This is a genomic window from Lolliginicoccus suaedae, from assembly GCF_008312885.1.
Classification (GTDB): domain Bacteria; phylum Actinomycetota; class Actinomycetes; order Mycobacteriales; family Mycobacteriaceae; genus Lolliginicoccus; species Lolliginicoccus suaedae.
This window is the reverse complement of the sequence record NZ_VSSO01000003.1, coordinates 203,950-225,719: the sequence shown is the minus strand read 5'-3', so window position 1 is coordinate 225,719 and position 21,770 is coordinate 203,950. Positions and strand designations below refer to the sequence as shown.

The window sequence follows — 21,770 nt, the reverse complement described above, 5'->3', positions numbered from 1 at the left end:
CAACCAGCTCAATGGCGAGGTGGATGGAAATGAACCTGCATCACTCGACCGTGCCACTCATCGCGATCGCGGCCCTCGCGCTCGGTGGCCTCGCAACTACCAGCCCGCAAGCCGGACCGCCCGGCGCGCCGGGAACCAGCGATACCGAGATCGTCCTCGCCTATCACCAGCATGAAGACGAGGACGACGACGATGACGATGACGACCTCAGCAGGACCCAGCTGCGCCGCGAGCTCCGCAAGATAGAACGCCAGCTCGAACGGATGCGTGGCAGCGACGAGGACCGCGCCCCACATGCCGTGGAGCCAGGGCCGCCGCCGGTGACGAACGAGGACATCATCCGCCAGTTCCTCGCGGAGTTCTTCGGCATCTACCTCTAGGCCGGGCCACGAAGACTGCTACCGCGCTCGGTCGCTGCTAGGACGGCGCTGGACGCTGCGCCAACGTCGTCGAGATCGCTCGCGCAGCACCATCCCGCGAGACCTGGATACGCCAGTCCAGGCCATGAGTGCTGCGCACCCGCCACTGGTCATACTGCACCACGGCCAGGCGCGCGTTGTGTCTGAACCGCCGGTCCGGGCTGCCATCCTTGTTGACGTGCTGCCACGTGGAGCCCGTCTCGCGGGCATCACCCGGAACAGCACTCGGCTGCTCGATGAATGTCGTCGTCCCGGCCATGCTCGCGAGATGCTCGTACGCGACATCGGTGTAGTGCTTTCCATCGCGGACCAGCACCCGGTCCGGCAGGAAGTACAAGGCGGAACTGCCCGCGGCGAGCGTCGGCACCACCACATTGCTCGTGAGATGCCGCGGCCCCGCCAGGCTTGCCCGCGCCGGCTCGCGGTCGATAAGGCTCGTGGCGCCCGCGCGCGACTTCCATTGCCCTGCCGAGGCAACAGCACCCTCCGCGACCACGCGCCAGATCCTCTCGCTGCCCGTCAACCACGCCCAATTGCCAACCAGCGCATCGAACCACTCATCGAGCTCGTCCTCGACGTCGTACATCACCACCGCGGTGCCACGGGCCCGATCGCGCTGCCACAACCACCAGCACACCGGTATCGCCACCAGCCATGCCAGCAGCCCCAGCGGCACCGTCACCAGGCCGACGATGGCGAACAACGCGACCGCGGGCCAGAACCAGCCCCGCCTCGCGGCTGCCTCGTTGAGCTGATCAACCACGTCACCACCGCCGGTCGGCTCGAGGCGCAACGCCTCCACGCCTGTGGCATCGCGCAACGACGGCCCCGGCGCCCCGGCTGCTCGCGGAGAACCTTGCTGGGAGTCGGCCCGACCCGTCCCGCGCCGCTTGGAACGGGTGCCGCCCCCACCCAGGGACTTGCGGTAGTAGACGCCATGACGGCCCGCATGGACGTAGTTGCCGCGCGGGCCCGAGCCCACCCGGAAGCCGGGCACTCCGGTGCTCACGCCGATGCCTGACTTGCTGAGGTTGAACCGGAACGGTCCCGCCTTCACGCTCTTCCTGATGTAGAAACCCACTCGTGCGCCTCCTCGATCCCCATGATTATCGCGTACGAGGTGGTGGGTCGTCCGTCGGGGTTGGCCAGCGCCGGGGTCGACGGGGTCGGGAGCCGGGGTTGGCGGGGTTGGCGGCAAAAGCACCGGAAAACTGCAAACGCGATAGAAGCGGCGGTGTTTTACTCGCGGCTTCTATCGCGTTTGCGGGGCCTCGCTCGGGGCCAGCTAGTGGGCTCGGCTTGGATTCCCTGCTCAGGAACTAGCCGAGCTCCCAGCGGACGGTCACCCGGACCTCCACATCCTGGCTGCCCGGCTCGATCGGCACCGCGTTCTCCGCGCTCCTCGACATGGTGTCGGCGAAGAATGGCTGCGGCGACGGAGCCTGGTCCTCCACGATGCTCACCACCTCGCCAAGGTCGCTCCCGGCAAGCTCGGCGTACTGCTCCGCGCGCTGCCGCGCATCCTCGAACGCCCGCTCCCGCGCCTGGCGCAGCAGCTCCGCATTGTCCTCGAGCATGAAGCCCACGCCATTGACCACGGCATCATCGCCGCCCGCTCGCGCGATCGCATCCAGTGTGGAACCCGAGCTATCGATGTCGCGGATCTTGATCGTCAACTGGTTCGCCACCTCGTACCCGGCGATCCGGCGCGTCCGCGGCCCCTCGTCGAACTCGTACCGAGGATTGATCGAGAACCGCTCCGTCTGGATATCCTCATCCGCCACGCCGCCCTCGCGGACCGCGTCGATCACCCGCTGCGCAGCCTCGTTCGCCGCATCCAGGGCCTCCTGCACCGAACCGCGCTCCACCTGCACCCCGACCGTCGCACGCAATGTGTCCGGCGTGCCCGAGACGATCCCCGAGCCGCTCATCGAGATGCCCACCTGCTCGCCATCCTCCCCGGAACCATTACCGATCGCGCACCCCGCCGCGCCCATAGCGCCCACCAGCACCATCGACAGGGCGGCCGTGCCCCGCGTGAAACGACTTCCCAAGCGACCCATAGCGATCCTTCCCTCGACCATCTGGCTGAGAACCAGCGTACGCATGCGGGCGGTGCGCGGTGAGGGATGACAGGGCCGGCCCGGATTCCAGCTCCGGTTGTGCGAGGTTTTGCACCCTGATCCGCGCCAGGCAGGGTGCAGAAGCTCGCACAACCGCGCGTGGCTCCAGGGAACCGCCGAGCACGCCCGAAACCTGTCGGACACAGCCGCTATCGTCCTCGCCATGATCGATTTTCAGAACGGATCCGTGTTCAAGCTAGGTCCCGCCAATCCAGCCGACGTCCAGGCCGAGATCGCGCCGATACTCGTGGAAGGCGAACGCATCTACCTCGCGTTCCGGGGTGTCCGCGACTCGGTGCTGTTCACGAGCAAGCGGCTGATCGCGATCAACGTCCAGGGAATCACCGGCAAGAAGCGGGACTACACGTCGCTCCCATACTCGCGGATACAGGCATTCAGCATCGAGACAGCCGGCAGCTTCGATCTCGACGCCGAGGTCGATCTGTGGTTCAGCGGCCTCGGCAAGGTGCGGCTCGAGTTCAAGGGCCAGGTCGACGTCCGATCCATCGGCAGGCTGCTCGGCGATCACGTGCTGTAGCGGTGCGGGGGCGTCGCGCAGAAGCAGTATCGGCGCAACCACGAGAGCCGCGAGGCACAAATTCGCCACAAGGCCAATTGGAGCAGTCCACGGATAGTGGGCGTTTATGCGGGTCTACCTGCTGTGATGCTCCGCCGCCAGGACTCGAACCTGAACTGTCTGAACCAAAATCAGAAGTGCTGCCTATTACACCACGGCGGATTGGTGCTGCGATCCGATGGGCGAGTCTGGGTGACGCGCGGGCCGGTATGCGAAATGATACTGACATATCTGTGGTGTTTAGTCGACTCAGCGCGGCGGTGTTCCCTGCGGGCGGGGATGGTGGCTGGCGCGGGCATTGATGAGGGGATTGATCAGGTGACTCGGGCACGCATGACGGGGTCGCAGCGGCGGGATCAGTTGATCGAGGTAGGTCGATCGTTGTTCGCCGAGCGGGGATACGAGGCGACGTCGATCGAGGAGATCGCGCAGCGCGCCCAAGTGTCGAAGCCGGTGGTGTACGAGCATTTCGGCGGCAAGGAGGGCTTGTACGCGGTGGTGGTGGACCGCGAGATGGCGGATCTGCTGCAGCGGATCACCTCGTCGTTGTCGTCGCACCGGTCGAGGGAGCGGGTCGAGCAGGTGACGCTGGCGTTCCTCACCTATATCGAGGAGTGCACGGATGGCTTCCGGATCCTGGTGCGGGATTCTCCGGTGGGTGCCAGCTCGGGGACCTACTCGAGCTTGCTGAACGATGCGACCACGCAGGTGGAGCATTTGCTGGCGAGTGATTTCGAGCGGCGCGGCCTGGAGACGGAGTTCGCGGGCCTGTACGCGCAGGCGCTGGTGGGAATGGTGTCGGTGACGGCGCAGTGGTGGCTGGACGAGCGGGAGCCACCGAAGGAGATCGTGGCCGCTCACCTGGTGAACCTGTGCTGGAACGGGTTGATGCATCTGGAGCGGTTGCCGCAGCTGGAGGCGGAGCGCTCGCGGGAGGATCCGGAGGGGGAGTCAGCGGCGTCGGCTGGTTGATGCGGTCCGGACGGTCGTGGTGCCGCGCGCCCGGATGGTTTGTGTCGGTGTCGGGTCCTAGACTCGGGGTCGTTCGTTGGTCGAGGATGCGGCCGTGCGCGAGGGTTTCGTGCGCATGGTGGTGCGGTGGTGAGGAGCGCGGTCGGGGTGTCGGCGGAGCAGTCGGGGAGCGGTGCGGGGTCGATGCTGCTGGAGGCGGCTGCCACTGACGAGGCGTTGCGGCTGGTGGCGCGCGCGGTGGGGGAGCCACAGCGGCGGTGGGTCGCGCCGCCGGGAGCCCGGTGGCTGGTGGCGGCGACGATGGCACGGTCGGCTCCGGTGCTCATGGTGACCACCACGACCCGGGAGGCTGAGGACCTGCTGGCGGAACTGCGCAGCGTGCTGGGAGGCGCTGCCGCGCTGCTGCCGTCGTGGGAGACATTGCCGCATGAGCGCCTGTCGCCGAGCGCGGACACGGTGGGGCAGCGGATGCTCGTGCTGCGCAGGCTCGCGCGGCCAGACGATGCGGTGCTCGGTGTGCCGCTGCGGGTCGTGGTCGCGCCAGTGCGCGCGCTCGTGCAGCCACTCGCGGGCGGGCTGGCCGATGTCGAGCCGGTCGTGCTGCGCGCCGGTGCGGACGTGGTGTTCGACGAGGTCATCGAGCAACTCGTGGCTTTCGCGTACAAGCGTGTCGATATGGTGGCGCGGCGCGGTGAATTCGCCGTGCGCGGCGGCATCCTCGATATCTTCCCGCCGACCGCGGATCATCCGGTGCGCGTGGAGTTCTGGGGCGATGAGGTCAGTGAGATCCGCGAGTTCTCGGTGGCCGACCAGCGCTCGATCGACGGCCCGGCGGTCACGGAGGTAGTGGCAGTCGCATGCCGCGAGCTGCTGCTCACCGATGGGGTCCGGGAGCGCGCGGCACGCCTCGCGGAGACCCACGCGGGGCATGAGGTCCTCGCCCCGATGCTCGACAAGATCGGTTCGGGCATTCCCGCGGACGGCATGGAGGCGCTGACCGCCGTGCTGACCGATCGCCCCCTCGAGTTGGTCACCGATGTGATGCCACGCGGCGCGCATGTGCTGGTGTGCGACCCGGAGAAGGCGTCGATGCGGGCCGCGGACCTGAGGCGGTCGAGCTCGGAGTTCCTCGAGGCATCCTGGTCGGCGGCATCCTTCGGGGGAGCGGCACCGCTGGACGTGGAGGCACTCGACCTGCAGGCGCTGGCTTTCCGGCCATTCGATCTGGTCGCCCAGGGTGTCCTGGACTCGGGTCGCAGCTGGTGGACGCTCTCTCCCTTCGCCAGTGGTGCCGGTGATGAGACGGAATTGCCCGTGGAGCCCGCGCCCGCGTTGCACGGCGGCGAGGCGGAGATCGAGCAGTTGTTCGCGATGCTGCGCGGGCATGCGGCCACCGGTGGGCGCGCCGCCATTGCTGTGGCCGGCGCGGGCACGGTCACCCGGTTCCTCGAGCGGCTCAAGGAGCATGGCGTGCCCGCCCGCCAGGTCCTCGCGCGCCAAGAATCGGAAAACGCCGCGGCGGAGGAGCTCGCCAAGGGCCTCGTCACGGTGGTGCGGGCGCCATTGTCCACCGGCCTGATCCTGCCCCAGGCTCAGTTGATCATCCTGTCCGAGGCGGACCTCACGGGCAACCGCGTCGCAGCCACCCCGGGCCGCAAGCTCGCCTCGAAGCGCCGCAACCAGGTCGATCCCCTCGCGCTCAAGTCTGGCGATCTCGTCGTCCATGACCAGCACGGCATCGGCCGGTTCGTCGAGATGGCCGAGCGCACCGTCGGTGGCGCGCGTCGCGAGTACCTCGTCCTCGAGTACGCCTCGAGCAAGCGTGGCCATCCCGGTGACCGGCTCTTCGTGCCCATGGAATCGCTCGACCAGCTCTCCCGCTACGTCGGCGGCGAGGCCCCGTCGCTGTCGAAGATGGGTGGCTCCGACTGGCAGAACACCAAGCGCAAGGCACGCCAGGCGGTGCGTGAGATCGCCGGGGAGCTCGTCCAGCTCTACGCCAAGCGGCAGGCTTCCCCGGGCCACGCGTTCGCGCAGGACACGCCCTGGCAGCATGAGCTCGAGGATGCGTTCGCGTTCGCCGAGACGGAGGACCAGCTCACCGCGATCGCCGACGTCAAGGCCGACATGGAGCGCCCCGTCCCGATGGATCGCGTCGTCTGCGGCGATGTGGGATTCGGCAAGACCGAGATCGCGGTGCGCGCCGCGTTCAAGGCCGTGCAGGACGGCAAGCAGGTCGCGGTTCTCGTGCCCACCACGCTGCTCGCCCAGCAGCACACCGACACGTTCACCGAGCGCATGACAGGCTTCCCCATCAAGGTGCGGCAGCTCTCCCGCTTCACTGATCCCGCTGAGTCCCGCGAGGTCATCAATGGGCTCGCCGACGGCAGCATCGACATCGTCATCGGCACGCACCGCCTGCTGCAGACCGGCGTGCGATGGAAGGACCTCGGCCTCGTCATCGTCGACGAGGAGCAACGCTTCGGCGTCGAGCACAAGGAACACATCAAGGCGCTCCGCACCCACGTCGACATGCTCACCATGTCCGCCACGCCCATCCCGCGCACCCTCGAGATGTCGCTCGCCGGGATCCGCGAGATGTCGACCATCCTCACCCCGCCCGAGGAACGGCTGCCCGTGCTCACCTACGTCGGCGCGCACGAGGACAAGCACATTGCCGCCGCGATCCGCCGCGAGCTGTTGCGCGACGGCCAGGTCTTCTACGTCCACAACCGGGTCAGCACCATCGACAAGACCGCCAAGCAACTGCGCGAGCTCGTCCCCGAGGCGCGCATCGTCGTCGCGCACGGCCAGATGAACGAGGAGACCCTCGAGCAAACCGTCGAGGGCTTCTGGAACCGCGAGTACGACGTGCTCGTCTGCACCACCATCATCGAGACCGGGCTCGACATCTCCAACGCCAACACCCTCATCGTCGAGCGCGCCGACCAGCTCGGCCTGTCCCAGCTGCACCAGCTCCGTGGCCGCGTGGGCCGGGGCCGCGACCGGGGCTACGCCTACTTCCTGTACCCCGCCAACCGGATCCTCACCGAGACCGCGTATGACCGCCTCGCCACCATCTCCCAGAACTCCGAGCTCGGCGCGGGCATGGCCGTCGCCATGAAGGACCTCGAGATCCGCGGTGCCGGCAACGTCCTCGGCGCCGAGCAGTCCGGCCACGTCGCCGGCGTCGGCTTCGACCTCTACATCCGGCTCGTCGGGGAAGCCGTCGAAGCATTCAAGGCCATCGCCGATGGCAAGCCTGTCGAGGCGACCGAAGAGCGCAAGGACATCAAGATCGATCTCCCTGTGGACGCGCACATCCCCACGGACTATGTCGCTAGCGACCGCCTCCGGCTCGAGGCATACCGCAAGCTCGCCGCCGCCACCGACAGCACCGGCATCGAACGCGTCATCGACGAGCTCATCGACCGCTACGGGCCACTGCCCGAGGAGGCCAAGCGCCTCATCTCGATCGCGCGACTGCGCCTGCTCTGCCGCGAGAAGGGCATCACCGACATCACGATGGCAGGGACCCAGGTGCGCATCGCGCCGCTCGAGCTCCCCGACTCCAAGCAGGTCCGGCTCAAGCGGCTCCAGCCCTCCGCCCAGTACCGGGCCACCACCTCCACGATCCTCATGCCGCTCCCGCGCGCTGGCCGCGGCACACCCGCCGACCCCCGCGTCCGCGACAACGAGGTCATCGCCTTTGTCGCGGACTTCCTCACCGCGCTCGATGGGCAACCACAAGCCTCGCCCACCCTGGTCCAGGCATGACCACCACCATCCTGCTCGACCCCCAGCGGCCCAGCCTCATCCCCGCGGCAGCGCTGCCGCACCTCGCCCGGCCCACTTTTCTCGCCGACGACCTCACCGGTGGGGTTCGCGCGCAGCTCGCCGCGATCGCCAAGCCCGCCACCAGCTCCGAGCACGCCGTCACGCTCGTCACCACTGACCCGTGCCATCCACTGCGCGCCCGTCACACTGCGACGATCGCTCTCGCTGACGAGCAGTTCCCCGGGCACCAGGTGCTTGCCGCCATCGACATCATGGACACCATGCGCACGCACGGGCCGTGGGAGCAGCAGCAAACCCACCACAGCCTGCTGCGCTACCTGCTCGAGGAAACCTACGAGCTGCTCGACGCCGCCCACGGCAACGACCGCGACGAACTGCGCTCCGAGCTCGGCGACCTCCTCCTCCAGGTCCTCTTCCACGCCCGCATCGCCCACGACGACCCCGCCGACCCGTTCACCATCGACGACATCGCCCGCGCCCTCACCACCAAGCTGCTGCACCGCAACCCCCTCGAGCACCTCCAGCCCGGCAGCACGCTCGACGTCGACGAGCAAGACCGGCGCTGGCAGCAGCGCAAGGCCACCGAGAAGCCTCGCGTCTCCCTGCTCGACGGCATCCCGCGCGCCCAGCCCGCGCTAGCGCTCGCCGAGAAGATCCTCGAGCGTGCCACCGGTGCGGGAATGCCCGCCGATCTCATCCCCGCGGGGCTGGGAACCATCACGCTCGTGCCCGGCGGCGACACCGAGATCATCCTCCGCCGCGCCGTCTCGGACCTCGTCAGCGCCATCGAAACGGTCGAGAACACGCTCGGCCGCGCACCATGCATACCGGACGAATGGCGCGCGCACTGGCCCGGGGTCGCTAGCTGCTAGGCCTGCTGCAAGATCACGAACACAGCACGGTTGTCGAAAGCCTCGGAAACGACTGGTGCACACCGCAGCCCGCGGCACCACAGTGGGACGGGTGACACCCACCCGACGGAACACGCCGCCCCGAAAGCCGCGCCGCATCATCGCCGCCGCAGCCGCCGTTGCGGCACTGCCGCTCGGCACCGCGATAGCGCTCACCGACCCGCACGCAGTCGGTATCACACCAGCCTCGGTCATCGACGTCGCCGACGTAGCCGACATCGCCCCGCATCTCCTCGCGCCCTACCCGGGCACCCCCGTGCCGCCCATCGACGTCAACGCGCCCGGCCGCACCGCCTGGCAGCTCGACAGCTGGGCACGCGCCCACAGCGACGCCCTCGGCATCCCGCACCAAGCGATGATGGCCTACGGCAACGCCGCCCGGCTCCTCCAGGTGACCAACCCCGGCTGCGGCATCACCTGGACCACCCTCGCCGGCATCGGCGCTATCGAGAGCTGGCACGGCACCTACGAGGGCACCCCCATCGACGGCAACGGCTACTCCCTGCCGCCCATCCGCGGCATCGCGCTCGACGGCCGGCCGGGCATCGCCGAGATCCGCGACACCGACGGCGGCGAGCTCGACGGCGACCCCGAGTTCGACCGCGCCATGGGGCCCATGCAGTTCATCCCCGCCACCTGGCGCATCTGGGGAAGCGACGCCGACGGCGACGGCATCGCCAACCCCGACGGCCTCGACGACGCCACATACTCCGCAGCCCGTTACCTGTGTGCATCCGGTGGCGATCTCCGGTCCCCGATCGGCTGGCGCAGCGCCGTCCTCGCTTACAACTACTCCGAGGACTACCTCAAGTCCGTCCACCTCAAGGCCACCCAGTACGGCCGCGACGAGGTCTTCGTGCCCGCTCCTCCGCCGCCACCTCCACCGCCGGAACCGGCACCCGCTCCGCCCGCGGGCGAGGTGCCTCCGCCACCGCCGGGGGACGTGCCTCCTGGTGACGTGCCTCCACCGCCCGCTGAGGTGCCGCCACCCCCGCCGCCAGCAGACGCTCCACCACCACCACCACCGCCACCGGAGACCCAGGCCGGGGCCGTGGTTCCCGCCACGAGCGAGCTCACCGAGGCGGAGCGCCAGGCCCGCGCCGAGCAAGCGCTGCGCCGGCTCGGCGCGCACGTCCGCAACATGCTGGAGTTCGTCGAGGAGCAGCAGGCAACCGCGCAATAGGCCGGTTTGCGGCTCGCGCGGTCCGTGGCGCTGGCTGCGACGCCTCGGTTGTGTGAGCTTTCGCCCCCTCTCGGAGCGATGGAGGGGGGCAAAACCTCACACAACTCGAGCGGTGGCCCGGGCTCGTTCCAGCAAGCCCGATTCCCCCTGCGCGCCTGAAACGAGGAGGCCGCTGCGGCGGCTACCCTCGAGGCTGGCAAGATTGGTCATTGCGGAGCGTGCCGCCCCGTACGTTGTTGTCAGCTGCCAAAGGAGTGAGTCGTGGCCGTCATTGAACAGGTCGGAGCGCGCGAGATTCTCGATTCCCGGGGCAACCCCACCGTGGAGGTGGAGGTTGCGCTCGATGACGGGACCGTGACGCGGGCCGCCGTTCCCTCAGGTGCATCCACCGGGGAGCATGAAGCCGTCGAGCTGCGCGATGGCGGTGATCGCTACCTCGGCAAGGGCGTGCAGCAGGCTGTCAACGCGGTGCTCGATGAGATCGCTCCCGCGCTGATCGGCCTCGACGCCATCGAGCAGCGGGCCGTGGACCAGGCGATGCTCGATCTTGATGGCACGCCCGACAAGTCGCGGCTGGGCGCGAACTCCATCCTTGGTGTTTCGCTGGCAGTGGCGCGCGCGGCCGCCGAGTCCTCGGGCCTCGAGCTGTTCCGCTACGTCGGCGGCCCGAACTCGCACGTGCTGCCCGTGCCGATGATGAACATCCTCAACGGTGGCGCGCATGCCGATACTGGCGTGGACGTGCAGGAATTCATGATCGCGCCGATCGGCGCCCCGTCGTTCCGGGAGTCCCTGCGCTGGGGCACCGAGGTCTATCATTCGCTCAAGTCAGTGCTGAAGTCGAAGGGCCTGGGCACGGGCCTCGGCGACGAGGGTGGCTTCGCGCCGGACGTGGCAGGCACCAAGGAAGCGCTCGACCTCATCATCGAGGCCGTCGACAAGGCGGGGCTCAAGCTCGGCAGCGATGTCGCGCTGGCCCTGGATGTGGCCGCCACCGAGTTCTACGAGGACGGCACCGGCTACCGCTTCGAGGGCACCGTGCGCAGCGCCAACGAGATGGCCGAGTTCTACCGCGACCTCATCGGCGCCTACCCGCTGGTATCGGTGGAGGACCCACTGAGCGAGGACGACTGGGACGGGTGGAAGACCCTCACCGATGCGGTTGGTTCCTCGCTGCAGCTCGTCGGTGATGATCTGTTCGTCACGAACCCGGAGCGCTTGCAGATCGGCATCGACCGGGGCATCGCCAACGCGCTGCTCGTCAAGGTCAACCAGATCGGCACGCTGACCGAGACGCTCGACGCGGTCGATCTCGCGCACCGCAACGGGTACCGGACGATGATGAGCCACCGTTCCGGCGAGACCGAGGACACCACCATCGCGGATCTCGCCGTCGCTGTCGGCAGCGGCCAGATCAAGACTGGTGCCCCGGCCCGCAGCGAGCGCGTCGCCAAGTACAACCAGTTGCTGCGCATCGAGGAAGCCCTCGGCGATGCGGCTCGCTTCGCGGGTGCCGGCGCGTTCCCGCGATTCAACTGGAGCAGCTAGACACACCCATGGTCCGGGAACGCGGAACCACCTCTTCGGCAGCGGCCCGCCCGGGCAGGGAAGCGCGACGCAGCGCTGATCCCCGGCCCGGGCGGTCCGCGTTGCCGCGTCGCTCCGGTGCTTTGCACGGTCCGGACTCCCGGGCACGGGGCACGCAAGCAGCGGCGCAGCGCGCGGCCGCGCGCTCCAGCAGCAAGCGCACCACCATCACAAGCAACAAGGCGCCGCGCACGGGATGGTCGACGCGGCAGACATTCATCCTCGCGCTGGTCGTGGGCGCGCTCGTGCTCACCTTCGTCATGCCGCTGCGCACGTACTTCTCGCAGTGGAGCGAGGCCCGCCAGATCGCGGCCGAGCAGGAGCACCTGCGTGCGGATGTGGCAGCGCTGCGGGCCGAGAAGGAATTGCAGGACGATCCCGCGTACATCAAGGAACAGGCGCGGGAGCGGTTGCGATACGTGTTCCCGGGCGAGACGCCGTACCGGGTACAGTTCTTCGACGAGCGGGATCAGGGCCGATCCGGTGAGCAGCTCCTGCCGGGCAGCCGCGACCCCTGGTACACCCAGCTCTGGCGCGAGATGTCAGTGCAGCGAGACGAAGGACCACAGCGCGAGATGAACATGCCGATCGCCCCCATCGAACAGGATCCCGCGGAGTGAGCGTGCCCGAAGTCCCGCCCGCCGACCTCGCAGCGGTCTCCGCGCAACTAGGCCGTGAGCCCCGGGGAGTCCTTGCCATCGCCTACCGCTGCCCGAGCGGCGAGCCCGGCGTGGTCAAGACCGCCCCGCGCCTGCCTGACGGCACACCGTTCCCGACGCTGTACTACCTCACGCATCCGCGGCTGACCGCAGCGGCGAGCCGCCTCGAGTCCGGCGGCATCATGAAGGAGATGAGCGACCGGATCGCCGCGGACACCAGTCTCGCCGCCGCCTATCGTGCCGCGCACGAGGACTACCTGCGCGAGCGCGACAGCATCGAGTCCCTCGGCACGGACTTCTCCGGCGGGGGAATGCCCGACCGCGTCAAGTGCCTGCATGTGCTCGTCGCGCACGCCCTCGCCAAGGGACCTGGAACCAACCCGCTCGGGGACGAGACCGTGGTGCTGATGGCCCGCGACGAGCCTGACCTGATCGGCACCGTGCTGCCCCGCGACTGGCCGGGCATCCACGCCGACCAGGAAGCGGACCGGGAAGAAGCCCAGTGACGAGGGTCGCCGCCATTGACTGCGGCACCAACTCGCTGCGCCTTCTTATCGCCGACATCACCGAGGACACTGACGGTTCCCGCGTCCTCGGTGATGTGGATCGCCGCATGACGGTCGTCCGGCTGGGACAAGGCATCGACGCCACGGGGGAGTTCCACCCCGACGCGCTCGCGCGAACCCGGAGCTGCCTCAACGACTACGCAAGCCTCATCAAGGACGCCGGTGCTGAGCAGATCCGCATGGTCGCCACCTCCGCTACCCGTGATGCCCGCAACCGCGACGAGTTCTTCGACATGACCGAGGAAGTCCTGGGCGCCGTCATCCCCGGCACCCGCGCCGAGGTCATCACCGGCGACGAGGAAGCCCGGCTCTCCTTCATCGGAGCCGTCAATGATCTTCCCGCTGGCGACGGCCCCTTCATCGTCGTTGACCTCGGCGGAGGCTCGACCGAGGTGGTGTACGGAACCAGAACGGTCGAGGCCGCCCGCTCCGTCAACATCGGCTGCGTCCGGCTCACCGAGCGCTGCCTGCACAGCGACCCACCCACCACCGGCGAGATCGCGCAAGCCCGCGCCACCGCCCGAAGCATCCTCCGCGATGCCTTCAACAGCGTGCCCCTCGCGCCCGCGCGCACCTGGATCGGTGTCGCTGGCACCATGACCACCCTCGCCGCGCTCGCGCACCGCCACCCCACCTACGACTCCGCGCGCATCCACCTCTCCACCGTCCCCTTCGACAGGCTCCGCGAGGTCTGCGACGAACTGCTCGCCATGACCCGCGAGCAGCGGCTCGCGCTCGGCCCCATGCATCCCGGCCGGGCCGACGTCATCGGCGGCGGAGCGCTCGTCACCCAGATCCTCGCCGAGGAGATCGCCGCCGTCTCGCCCATCCGCGACCTCACCGTCAGCGAGCACGACATCCTTGACGGAATCGCCTGGTCCCTCGTCGGCGGCACCTGAGAGATGTGGTCGCCCTGCACGCCCCCGTAGCCCAATTGGCAGAGGCAAGCGGCTTAAAACCGCTCCAGGTGTGGGTTCGAGTCCCACCGGGGGCACCAATGTGACCTCTCCGTGCCGCACCCTCTAGGGTCGAGGGCAGGCGATCCGGCAGTACCGTCGAACAGGAGGAATCCCCCGCATGGCCACCAGCGAAGAAGCCTCCACCAACGTGCCTGCCGGTGCGACCGAAAAGTCTCGGGCCGCCGAGCTCGAATGCCGCGACCTTTTCCGCAGGGCGTTTCGCCGCCAACCGGCCGGGCTGGCCATCATCTCCGCGAGCAGCCCAGACGGGCCCGTAGGGATCCTGTCCTCGTCGGTCGCCTCCGTCGGCATCGATCCGCCGGCCCTGTCATTCACCATCTCCACGCTCTCGGCCAACGCGCAGGCAGTGCGGCACGCGCAAACAATGGTGGTGCACCTCCTCGACGCGGGCGATCTCGCGCTCGCGCAGGTGTTCGCCACCCCCGGCAGCACGCGCTTCGGGCCAGACATGAAGTGGGACCGCCTTTCCAGCGGCGAGCCGTACCTCACCGACGTCGCCATCCGAATGCACTGCCGCGCCATCGGGCACATGGAGGTGGGCGAATCCGTGATCGTCGCGGCAGAGGTCATCGACGTCGCGCACAACGACTCCCACGCCCTGCCGCTGGTGTACACCAACCGGGCGTTTCACGTCTTCCACGAGTTCCCCATCCGCTGAGCCCGTGTGGCCGGCGGGGTTCGCGGGGTGCGGGGTGCTTCGGTGCGGTGGGCTCGCCCAGCCCTGCCCAGCCCCACCTAGCCCCACCAGTGTGCGAAGAACGACAGCTCCCGGCGGAATTGCTGTCGCTTTTCGCACACTCGCGGGGCAAGCGCACACTCGCGGGCGGGGGCGCACACTCGCGGCCGGAACGCGCACCACGATCCTGCATCGACGCGAGCATGTGCCTGGTCTCACCCCTGCCTTCGGGTGTTGGCGCAGGTAAAGTAGGAGCTGTCCGATTTGTCGTTGGACCGTTCGCCCATGGTGGAACTTCCGCTGCGGGTTGTTCGTTATCACGGCAAGATCAGGAATGATCCTCGGGCACCGAGCCAGTGGCTAGCCCGACAGCCTAGACGAAAGGAACTCACGGTGCGCACCAGCAGCAACCCGGTGTTCAAGAACTTGCCGAAGAGCCCCGGCGGATACGCGACGTTCGGCAGCGGCGCCGCAGGTGGCGCCCAGGCCGCCTACCAGCACGGGCAGACCCAGCATCGTGACCAGTACCAGCCTGTCACGCCGGACCGTGCCATGACGGTCGATGACGTGGTCACCAAGACCGGCGCGACCCTTGGCGTGCTCGTTGTCGCCGCAGTGCTGTCGTACTTCCTCACCAACAGCAACCCCGGTCTTGCCCCGCTCCTCGTTTTCGGCGGCATGATCGTTGGCCTCGTGCTCGTGCTCGTGGCCGTGTTCGCGAAGAAGATGGACAACCCGGCGATCGTGCTCAGCTATGGCGCGGCCGAGGGCGTGTTCCTGGGTGCGCTCTCCTGGATTTTCGCGGGTGGTACATCAACGATCATCGTCCAGGCGGTGCTTGGCACGATCGGCGTGTTCTTCGGCATGCTGGTCGTCTACAAGACGGGCGCCATCCGGGTCACTCCGCGCCTAACCCGCATGATCGTCGCCGGCATGATCGGTGCGCTCATCCTCATGGTCGCCAACCTGGTTGCCAGCTTCTTCATGGCGGATGGCCTCGGCCTGCGCGACGGTGGCCCGCTCGCCATCCTCTTCTCCCTGTTCGTCATCGGGCTCGCTGCGTTCAGCTTCCTGCTTGATTTCGACCAGGCCGATCAGCTCATCCGCATGGGCGCGCCCGAGAAGGCCGCCTGGGGCGTGGCGCTCGGCCTCACCATCACCCTGGTGTGGCTGTACATCGAGATCCTGCGCCTGCTCAGCTACTTCCAGGAATGATGACGTAGCTGGTCCATCAGCGAGAAACGACCCCCGGCAGGGATTCCCCGCCGGGGGTCGTTGCTTTGTTGGGCCGGTGGTGGCCCGCGCTGCTGCCCTGTGTGGTGGCCGGGTAGCTCGTCGATGGCAATCCGCACTCTTGCGCAGGCTATCTGCCACCCATCGTGTGCTCTACCCACCCTTCGCGCACAGCAGCCACGGAAATATCCGTGGCTGCTGGATGCTAGGCGTGGCAGCTACGCGCTAAGGGTGTTGGATTCGCTCTATCACGCCCACCGAGCAACGCGGCAGCCACCGCGCCAAGGCAGCCACTGGGAAGCAGCTACCGCACCTGCGTCAGCTGAGGCGCTCGAGGATGATCGCCATGCCCTGTCCGCCGCCGACGCACATGGTCTCGAGGCCGAACTGCTTGTCGTGGGTGGAGAGGTTGTTCAGCAGTGTGGTGGTGATGCGGGCACCGGTCATGCCGAACGGGTGGCCGAGGGCAATGGCGCCACCGGAGACGTTCAGCTTGTCCTCGTCGATGCCGAGGTCGCGCGCGGAACCGAGGACCTGCACGGCGAACGCCTCGTTGATCTCGAACAGGTCGATGTCGGAGATCGACATTCCGGCGGTGGCGAGGGCGCGCTTGGTCGATTCGATGGGGCCGAGGCCCATGATCTCGGGCGACAGGCCGGAGACACCGGTGGCGACGATGCGGGCGAGGGGAGTGAGGCCGAGCTCCTTGGCCTTGGTGTCGGACATGATGACCAGCGCTGCGGCTCCGTCGTTGAGCGGGCAGGCGTTTCCGGCGGTGATGGTGCCGTCGGGGCGGAAGACGGGCTTGAGCTGCGACACGGCCTCGTAGGTGGTGCCAGCGCGCGGTCCGTCATCGGTGGTGACGACGGTTCCGTCGGGCAGGGTGACGGGGGTGATCTCGCGCTCGAAGAATCCGGAGTTGATGGCTTCCTCGGCGCGGTTCTGGGAGCGCACGCCCCAGCGGTCCTGCTCCTCGCGGCTGATGCCGGTCAGCTGGGCGACGTTCTCGGCGGTCTGGCCCATGGCGATGTAGGCGTCGGGCAGCAGGCCGTCCTCGCGGGGGTCATGCCAGGTGGTGCCGCCCTGCGCGGCTGCGGCGGTGCGCTCCTCGGCCTCGGCGAACAAGGGGTTCTTGGTGTCGGGCAGGGAGTCGGAGTTGCCGCGGAGGAAGCTGGAGACGCTCTCCACGCCCGCGGAGATGAACACGTCGCCCTCGCCGGCCTTGATGGCGTGCAGGGCCATGCGGGTGGTCTGCACCGATGACGCGCAGTAGCGGGTGATGGTGGTGCCGGGGAGGTTGTCGTAGCCCAGCATGATCGACAGGTTGCGCGCCATGTTGAAGCCCTGCTGGCCGCCGGGGAGGCCGCAGCCGAGCATCAGGTCGTCGATCTCGGTCGGGTCGAGCTCGGGCACCTTCGCGAGCGCGGCGGCGACCATCTGGGCGGCGAGGTCGTCCGGCCGGATCCCCTTGAGGGAGCCTTTCATGGCCCGCCCGATGGGGGAACGGGCGGTGGAGACGATGACTGCCTCGGGCATGGGAACTCCTCGATCGATGGGTTGAGATGTGGGGCGTGTTCTTACAGGCTAGTCCGGCAGGGGGGAGCGCTTGCCATGGCGGTGCTGCCGCGCGACACGGCGCAGGTTCGCCGCGGGAGCGACACCGAAGGGGTTTCGCCGGCCGCGGATTCCAGTCTCGCGCGGACGAGGGGGCTGGCGGTGCCGGAACCAGGCGCGGTTGAGCGCGTTCCAGGCACGCACGGTGGGACGCCGGGCCTCCACGGCCGCGGAGACCTCGGGCAGGTCCTCGAGCGGGCCGCCGTGCCAGATCCCGAGCGCGGTGCACATCACGGGCAGGATGTTGCGGGCGGCGAGCTCGTAGCCAGCAGGGGAGGGGTGGAACCGGTCGGTGGAGAACATGCGGTCCGGTGATGCCAGGAACTCAGGGGTGAGCAGGTCCGCGAGCGGCACGGGGTGCCCGCCCTCGGCGCGGGTCACGGCGGCCTGGGCGCGGGCGAGGCGCAGGCCCCAGCGGCGGATGACCGCGCGCAGCGGCTGCGGCACATCGGTGACGATGCCGAGGTCGGGGCAGGTGCCGACGATCACCACCGAGCCGGCGGCATGGAGGCGGCGAACGGCGTCGCGCAATCTCCGCGCGGCCGCCCGGACGGATTGGCGGGCGGTCACGTCATTGGCGCCGATGAGGATGACGGCCACGTCGGGTGGGCTTCCCGCGACGAACGACGCGTCGACCTGCCCGGACAGGCCCTTGGAGGTGGCGCCGCTGATCGCTTTGGTGCTCAGCCGGACTCGCTTGCCGGATTCCTCGGCGAGGCCTCGGGCGAGCCGCACGCCGGGTGTCTCGTCGGCGAAGGTGCAGCCGAGCCCTGCCGCGGTGGAGTCGCCGAAGATCATCAGGTGGAAGTCGGCGGACTTCTGGGAGCCCCATCGCTCCGGCCGTCCGCCGTTGGGCGAGTAGACACCATCCGCCTCGGGCGGGTAGGGCGGTAGCTTGCCGATGCGCAATCGCGCGATGCGGGCCTGCGCGGCGAGGAAGTGGTAGGTGCCCCAGCTGGCCGCAGCGGCGGTGGAGGCACCGATGATGGCGGCGGCGGCGGTCTTCGTGGAGACCGCCGAGAACGACGACTCGCTACCGATCACGGTGGTGTCGTCCTGTTCTGGCGGCATTCTCGTGACTCCTTCGGCCAATGCTCGGGGCGCGTTGGGGCTGCTCCACAAATCTATACGTGGGATGGGCGGCACGGACACTCCGGCGCACCAGGACGGTCACGGTTTCCCCCGCGTTTCCCCGCGCCGCGACTATCTGGAACGATAGGGGCATGCGCATTGCGAATCACGTGGTCGACCTCATCGGTGACACCCCGCTGGTGAAGCTGAACTCTGTCGCCGAAGGCCTCCCCGGCATTGTCGCCGCCAAGATCGAGTACCTCAATCCAGGGGGCAGCTCGAAGGATCGTATCGCGGTGAAGATGATCGACGCGGCGGAGGAATCGGGGGCATTGCAGCCTGGTGGCACGATCGTCGAGCCCACGTCCGGCAACACCGGCATCGGCCTCGCCCTCGTCGCCCAGCAGCGTGGCTACAAGTGCGTGTTCGTGTGCCCGGACAAGGTCAGCGAGGACAAGCGGAACGTCCTCAAGGCGTACGGCGCGGAGGTCGTGGTGTGCCCCACCGCGGTGCCGCCCGAGCATCCCGACAGCTACTACAGCGTCTCCGACCGGCTGGCGCGCGAGCTGCCGGGCGGCTGGAAGCCCGATCAGTACTCGAACCCGGCAGGCCCCGAGAGCCACTACGAGACCACGGGCCCGGAGATCTGGCGCGACACCGAGGGCAAGGTCACGCACTTCGTGGCTGGCGTCGGCACCGGCGGCACCATCACGGGCACGGGCCGGTACCTCAAGGAGGTCTCCGGCGGCGCGGTGAAGGTCATCGGCGTCGATCCCGAGGGCTCGGTGTATTCCGGTGGCACGGGACGCCCGTACCTCGTGGAGGGCGTGGGCGAAGACTTCTGGCCAAGCGCCTACGATCCCGCCATCCCCGATGAGATCATCGCGGTCTCCGACGCGGATTCGTTCGACATGACCCGCCGCCTCGCGCGCGAGGAAGGGCTGCTCGTCGGCGGCTCCTGCGGCATGGCCGTGGTCGGTGCGCTCGAGGTGGCCCGCAAGGCCGGGCCGGACGCAGTCGTCGTGGTGCTGCTCCCGGACGGTGGTCGTGGCTACCTGTCGAAGATCTTCAACGACGCGTGGATGTCGTCGTACGGGTTCCTCCGCAGCCGCCTCGACGGCTCCTCGAAGGTCGCTTACGTCGGGGACGTGCTGCGTGGCAAGTCGGGCAAGCTGCCTGACCTCGTGCATACCCATCCGCAGGAGACGCTGCGCGATGCCATCGAGATCATGCGCGAGTATGGCGTTTCCCAGATGCCCGTGGTGGGGGCGGAGCCTCCGATCACTGCTGGCGAGGTGCAGGGCAGCCTCAACGAGCGGGACCTGCTCAGCGCCGTGTTCGAGGGCCGCGCCAACCTTGCAGATCCCGTGAGCTCCATCATGGGCAAGCCGCTGCCGCTGATCGGTACGGGCGAGACCGTCGAGGACGCGCAGAAGGCGTTCGCTGATATCGACGCGCTGATGGTGGTCGAGGATGGCAAGCCGGTCGGCGTGATAACCCGCTATGACCTGCTCCATTTCCACAACTCTGGCCTCGGATAGCTGACAGCGGAAAGCCCCGGACCAGGGGGGATGGTCCGGGGCTTTCCTTGCGCGCCGGGCGCTGCGTTCCGGGGGCGGGGGTGACCGGGGGGAGGTCAGCCGCGCTCGAGGGGGTATCCGGAGCGCGCCCAGGCGGCGGTCCCGCCGGCGACGGACACTGCGTCGTGGCCGGCTTGCGCGAGGATCATCGAGCCCATCTGGCTGCGGTTCCCCGAGGCGCAGATGACGAACACCCGACCCGCTCTGGGGACCTCGTGGACGCGGTCGGCGAGCTCGCCGAGGGGGATGAGCGTGGCACCGGGGACGCGGCCGCGAGCGTACTCGAAGTCCTCGCGGACGTCGATGACGGTGGCGTTGTCGGTCCATGCGGTGTTGAGGGTGTGTACGTCGACTTCGCGCATCAGGTGCCTCCTTCAGGCTCTCTCATATACCCCCTGGGGTATTGTCTGGACCCAGGATAGCGCGCGATCGACCATCTGGGAAGAGGGAGGCCTCCAGCGCGAGGGCGGTGCCGTCGGTGCGCTCCGTGCCCACCGACGGCACGCTCTGTGCCCCCCGACGGCAAAAGCACCGGAAACTGCTAAACGCGATAGAAATCGACCTGGCTTCCCGACAGCTTCTATCGCGTTTGCGAGACGTGCGCGGCACCGTCCCCGAGACGTGCGTGGCAGCCCCTACGCGGCCGCCAGCTACCGGAAGGCGTTCTCGCCGGTGAGCGCCTGCCCGAGCACGAGCTGGTGCACCTCCGACGTCCCCTCGTAGGTGATCACGGTCTCGAGGTTCGCCGCATGCCGCATCACCGGATACTCCAGCGTGATGCCGTTGGCGCCGAGGATCGTCCGGCACTCCCGAGCGATGGCGAGTGCCTCGCGGGTGTTGTTGAGCTTGCCCGCGCTCACCTGCTCCGGGGTAATCCGTCCCGCGTCCTTCAGTCGCCCGAGGTGCAGCGCGAGGAGCATGCCCTTGCCGTACTCGACGGCCCCGTCGGCGATCTTCGCCTGGGTGAGCTGGTACCCGGCGAGCGGCTTGTCGAACACCTCGCGCGACTTCGCGTAATCGATAGCGGTCTCCAGGCAGGTTCGCGCGGCACCCATCGAGCCGAACACGATGCCGAACCGTGCCTCGCCCAGACAGCCCAGCGGTGCCCGCAGGCCCCGTGCCCCCGGCAGCAGGGCATCCGCGGGCAGCCGCACGCCATCGAAGGAGAGCTCCGCAGTGACCGAGGCCCGCAGCGACAGCTTGCGTCGCATCACCCGTGCCTCGAGCCCCGGAGTCCCGGCGGGCACGAGGAATCCGCGCACTCCGTCGTCGGTGCGCGCCCACACCACCGCCACGTCCGCGACGGTGCCGTTGGTGATCCACATCTTCGAGCCATCCAGGATCCAGTCCTTCCCATCGCGGCGCGCACGGGTACGCATGCCGCCCGGGTTGGAGCCGAAATCGGGCTCGGTCAGCCCGAAGCAGCCGATCAGCTCGCCAGCGGCCATGCCTGGCAGCCATTGCTGCTTCTGCTCCTCGGAGCCGTAGGCGTGGATCGCGTGCATCGCCAGCGATCCCTGTACTGACATGAGGCTGCGCAGCCCGGAGTCCACGGCTTCGATCTCGTGACACGCGAGGCCATACTCGGTCGCGGAGGTTCCGGCGCAGCCGTAGCCGTCGAGGTGCATGCCGAGAAGGCCGAGGCGACCGAACTCCCGCGCCACCTCCCGCACGGGCAGCGTGCCAGCGTCGTACCATTCCGCGATGTGCGGGCGAAGCTCCCGGTCAGCGAACGCGCGAGCCGTGGCGCGCACGTCCAGTTCCTCCCCGGCCAGCAGTCCCTCGATGGCGAACAGTTCATCCACAGACGTCATGGTCCAT

The 21,770-nt window shown here is 68.5% G+C and carries 19 protein-coding genes and 2 tRNA genes; 14 read left to right on the top strand and 7 right to left on the bottom strand.

Going from position 1 to position 21,770, the window contains the following annotated elements; all coding sequences use genetic code 11:
* Positions 1-29 precede the first annotated feature (29 nt).
* Positions 30-380, top strand: a complete 351-nt coding sequence (locus tag FXO18_RS10240; RefSeq protein ID WP_149361014.1) for a hypothetical protein — start codon at positions 30-32, stop codon at positions 378-380.
* Positions 381-417: 37 nt separating this feature from the next.
* Here FXO18_RS10240 and FXO18_RS10235 read toward each other — a convergent pair whose 3' ends face one another.
* Positions 418-1,500, bottom strand: coding sequence for a DUF4236 domain-containing protein (locus tag FXO18_RS10235; RefSeq protein ID WP_268884934.1), 1,083 nt, complete (start codon positions 1,498-1,500; stop codon positions 418-420).
* 238 nt (positions 1,501-1,738) lie between these two features.
* Positions 1,739-2,473: an SIMPL domain-containing protein gene (locus tag FXO18_RS10230; RefSeq protein ID WP_223114676.1), complete on the bottom strand. Its 735-nt coding sequence runs from the start codon at positions 2,471-2,473 to the stop codon at positions 1,739-1,741.
* A 232-nt stretch (positions 2,474-2,705) separates the two neighbouring features.
* Between FXO18_RS10230 and FXO18_RS10225 the strand changes: the two genes are divergently transcribed.
* On the top strand, positions 2,706-3,080 hold the full coding sequence (locus FXO18_RS10225; protein WP_149361011.1) for a PH domain-containing protein: 375 nt from the start codon (positions 2,706-2,708) through the stop codon (positions 3,078-3,080).
* Positions 3,081-3,209: 129 nt separating this feature from the next.
* Here the strand turns inward: FXO18_RS10225 and FXO18_RS10220 are convergent.
* Positions 3,210-3,281: transfer RNA gene (locus tag FXO18_RS10220), tRNA-Gln, on the bottom strand.
* 171 nt (positions 3,282-3,452) lie between these two features.
* Between FXO18_RS10220 and FXO18_RS10215 the strand changes: the two genes are divergently transcribed.
* The 11 genes from FXO18_RS10215 to FXO18_RS10165 all read left to right on the top strand — a co-directional run bounded on the left by FXO18_RS10215 (position 3,453) and on the right by FXO18_RS10165 (position 15,666).
* Positions 3,453-4,091 carry a TetR/AcrR family transcriptional regulator gene (locus FXO18_RS10215; RefSeq protein WP_187774300.1) on the top strand — a complete coding sequence of 213 codons (639 nt, stop codon included), beginning with the start codon at positions 3,453-3,455 and terminating at the stop codon, positions 4,089-4,091.
* A 183-nt stretch (positions 4,092-4,274) separates the two neighbouring features.
* Positions 4,275-7,868, top strand: coding sequence for a transcription-repair coupling factor (gene mfd, locus FXO18_RS10210; protein WP_149361295.1), 3,594 nt, complete (start codon positions 4,275-4,277; stop codon positions 7,866-7,868).
* Positions 7,865-8,761, top strand: a complete 897-nt coding sequence (locus tag FXO18_RS10205; RefSeq protein WP_149361010.1) for a MazG family protein — start codon at positions 7,865-7,867, stop codon at positions 8,759-8,761. Before mfd ends, FXO18_RS10205 begins: the two co-directional genes overlap by 4 nt.
* 91 nt (positions 8,762-8,852) lie before the next feature.
* Positions 8,853-9,983 (top strand): lytic transglycosylase domain-containing protein, encoded by a 1,131-nt coding sequence (locus FXO18_RS15995; RefSeq protein WP_235900598.1) that lies wholly within the window; start codon positions 8,853-8,855, stop codon positions 9,981-9,983.
* A 261-nt stretch (positions 9,984-10,244) separates the two neighbouring features.
* Complete coding sequence (gene eno, locus FXO18_RS10195; protein WP_149361009.1) at positions 10,245-11,531, top strand: phosphopyruvate hydratase; 1,287 nt, start codon at positions 10,245-10,247, stop codon at positions 11,529-11,531.
* Positions 11,532-11,539: 8 nt separating this feature from the next.
* Positions 11,540-12,190 (top strand): FtsB family cell division protein, encoded by a 651-nt coding sequence (locus tag FXO18_RS10190; protein WP_149361008.1) that lies wholly within the window; start codon positions 11,540-11,542, stop codon positions 12,188-12,190.
* Positions 12,187-12,735 carry a DUF501 domain-containing protein gene (locus FXO18_RS10185; RefSeq protein WP_149361007.1) on the top strand — a complete coding sequence of 183 codons (549 nt, stop codon included), beginning with the start codon at positions 12,187-12,189 and terminating at the stop codon, positions 12,733-12,735. Before FXO18_RS10190 ends, FXO18_RS10185 begins: the two co-directional genes overlap by 4 nt.
* Positions 12,732-13,694 carry a Ppx/GppA phosphatase family protein gene (locus tag FXO18_RS10180; RefSeq protein WP_149361006.1) on the top strand — a complete coding sequence of 321 codons (963 nt, stop codon included), beginning with the start codon at positions 12,732-12,734 and terminating at the stop codon, positions 13,692-13,694. Before FXO18_RS10185 ends, FXO18_RS10180 begins: the two co-directional genes overlap by 4 nt.
* Before the next feature lie 20 nt (positions 13,695-13,714).
* A tRNA-Leu gene (locus FXO18_RS10175) sits at positions 13,715-13,792 on the top strand.
* A gap of 80 nt (positions 13,793-13,872) precedes the next feature.
* Positions 13,873-14,433 (top strand): flavin reductase family protein, encoded by a 561-nt coding sequence (locus FXO18_RS10170; protein WP_149361005.1) that lies wholly within the window; start codon positions 13,873-13,875, stop codon positions 14,431-14,433.
* 411 nt (positions 14,434-14,844) lie between these two features.
* Positions 14,845-15,666 carry a Bax inhibitor-1/YccA family protein gene (locus FXO18_RS10165; protein WP_187774299.1) on the top strand — a complete coding sequence of 274 codons (822 nt, stop codon included), beginning with the start codon at positions 14,845-14,847 and terminating at the stop codon, positions 15,664-15,666.
* Positions 15,667-16,002: 336 nt separating this feature from the next.
* On the opposite strand, the gene FXO18_RS10160 is transcribed toward FXO18_RS10165, so the two are convergent.
* Together FXO18_RS10160 and FXO18_RS10155 are read right to left on the bottom strand one after the other, a co-directional pair.
* Entirely contained in the window at positions 16,003-17,220 is a 1,218-nt protein-coding gene (locus tag FXO18_RS10160; protein ID WP_149361003.1) for an acetyl-CoA C-acetyltransferase, read from the bottom strand.
* Between the two features lie 48 nt (positions 17,221-17,268).
* On the bottom strand, positions 17,269-18,369 hold the full coding sequence (locus tag FXO18_RS10155; RefSeq protein WP_149361002.1) for an SGNH/GDSL hydrolase family protein: 1,101 nt from the start codon (positions 18,367-18,369) through the stop codon (positions 17,269-17,271).
* 152 nt (positions 18,370-18,521) lie between these two features.
* Here FXO18_RS10155 and FXO18_RS10150 point away from each other — a divergent pair, with 152 nt between their 5' ends.
* The gene (locus FXO18_RS10150; protein ID WP_149361001.1) at positions 18,522-19,910 is read left to right on the top strand and encodes a cystathionine beta-synthase; all 1,389 of its coding nucleotides are present in this window, start codon (positions 18,522-18,524) and stop codon (positions 19,908-19,910) included.
* 95 nt (positions 19,911-20,005) lie between these two features.
* Here FXO18_RS10150 and FXO18_RS10145 read toward each other — a convergent pair whose 3' ends face one another.
* Together FXO18_RS10145 and FXO18_RS10140 are read right to left on the bottom strand one after the other, a co-directional pair.
* Positions 20,006-20,311, bottom strand: coding sequence for a rhodanese-like domain-containing protein (locus FXO18_RS10145; RefSeq protein WP_149361000.1), 306 nt, complete (start codon positions 20,309-20,311; stop codon positions 20,006-20,008).
* Positions 20,312-20,599: 288 nt separating this feature from the next.
* Positions 20,600-21,763, bottom strand: a complete 1,164-nt coding sequence (locus FXO18_RS10140) for an acyl-CoA dehydrogenase family protein (protein ID WP_149360999.1) — start codon at positions 21,761-21,763, stop codon at positions 20,600-20,602.
* Between the last annotated feature and the right edge of the window lie 7 nt (positions 21,764-21,770).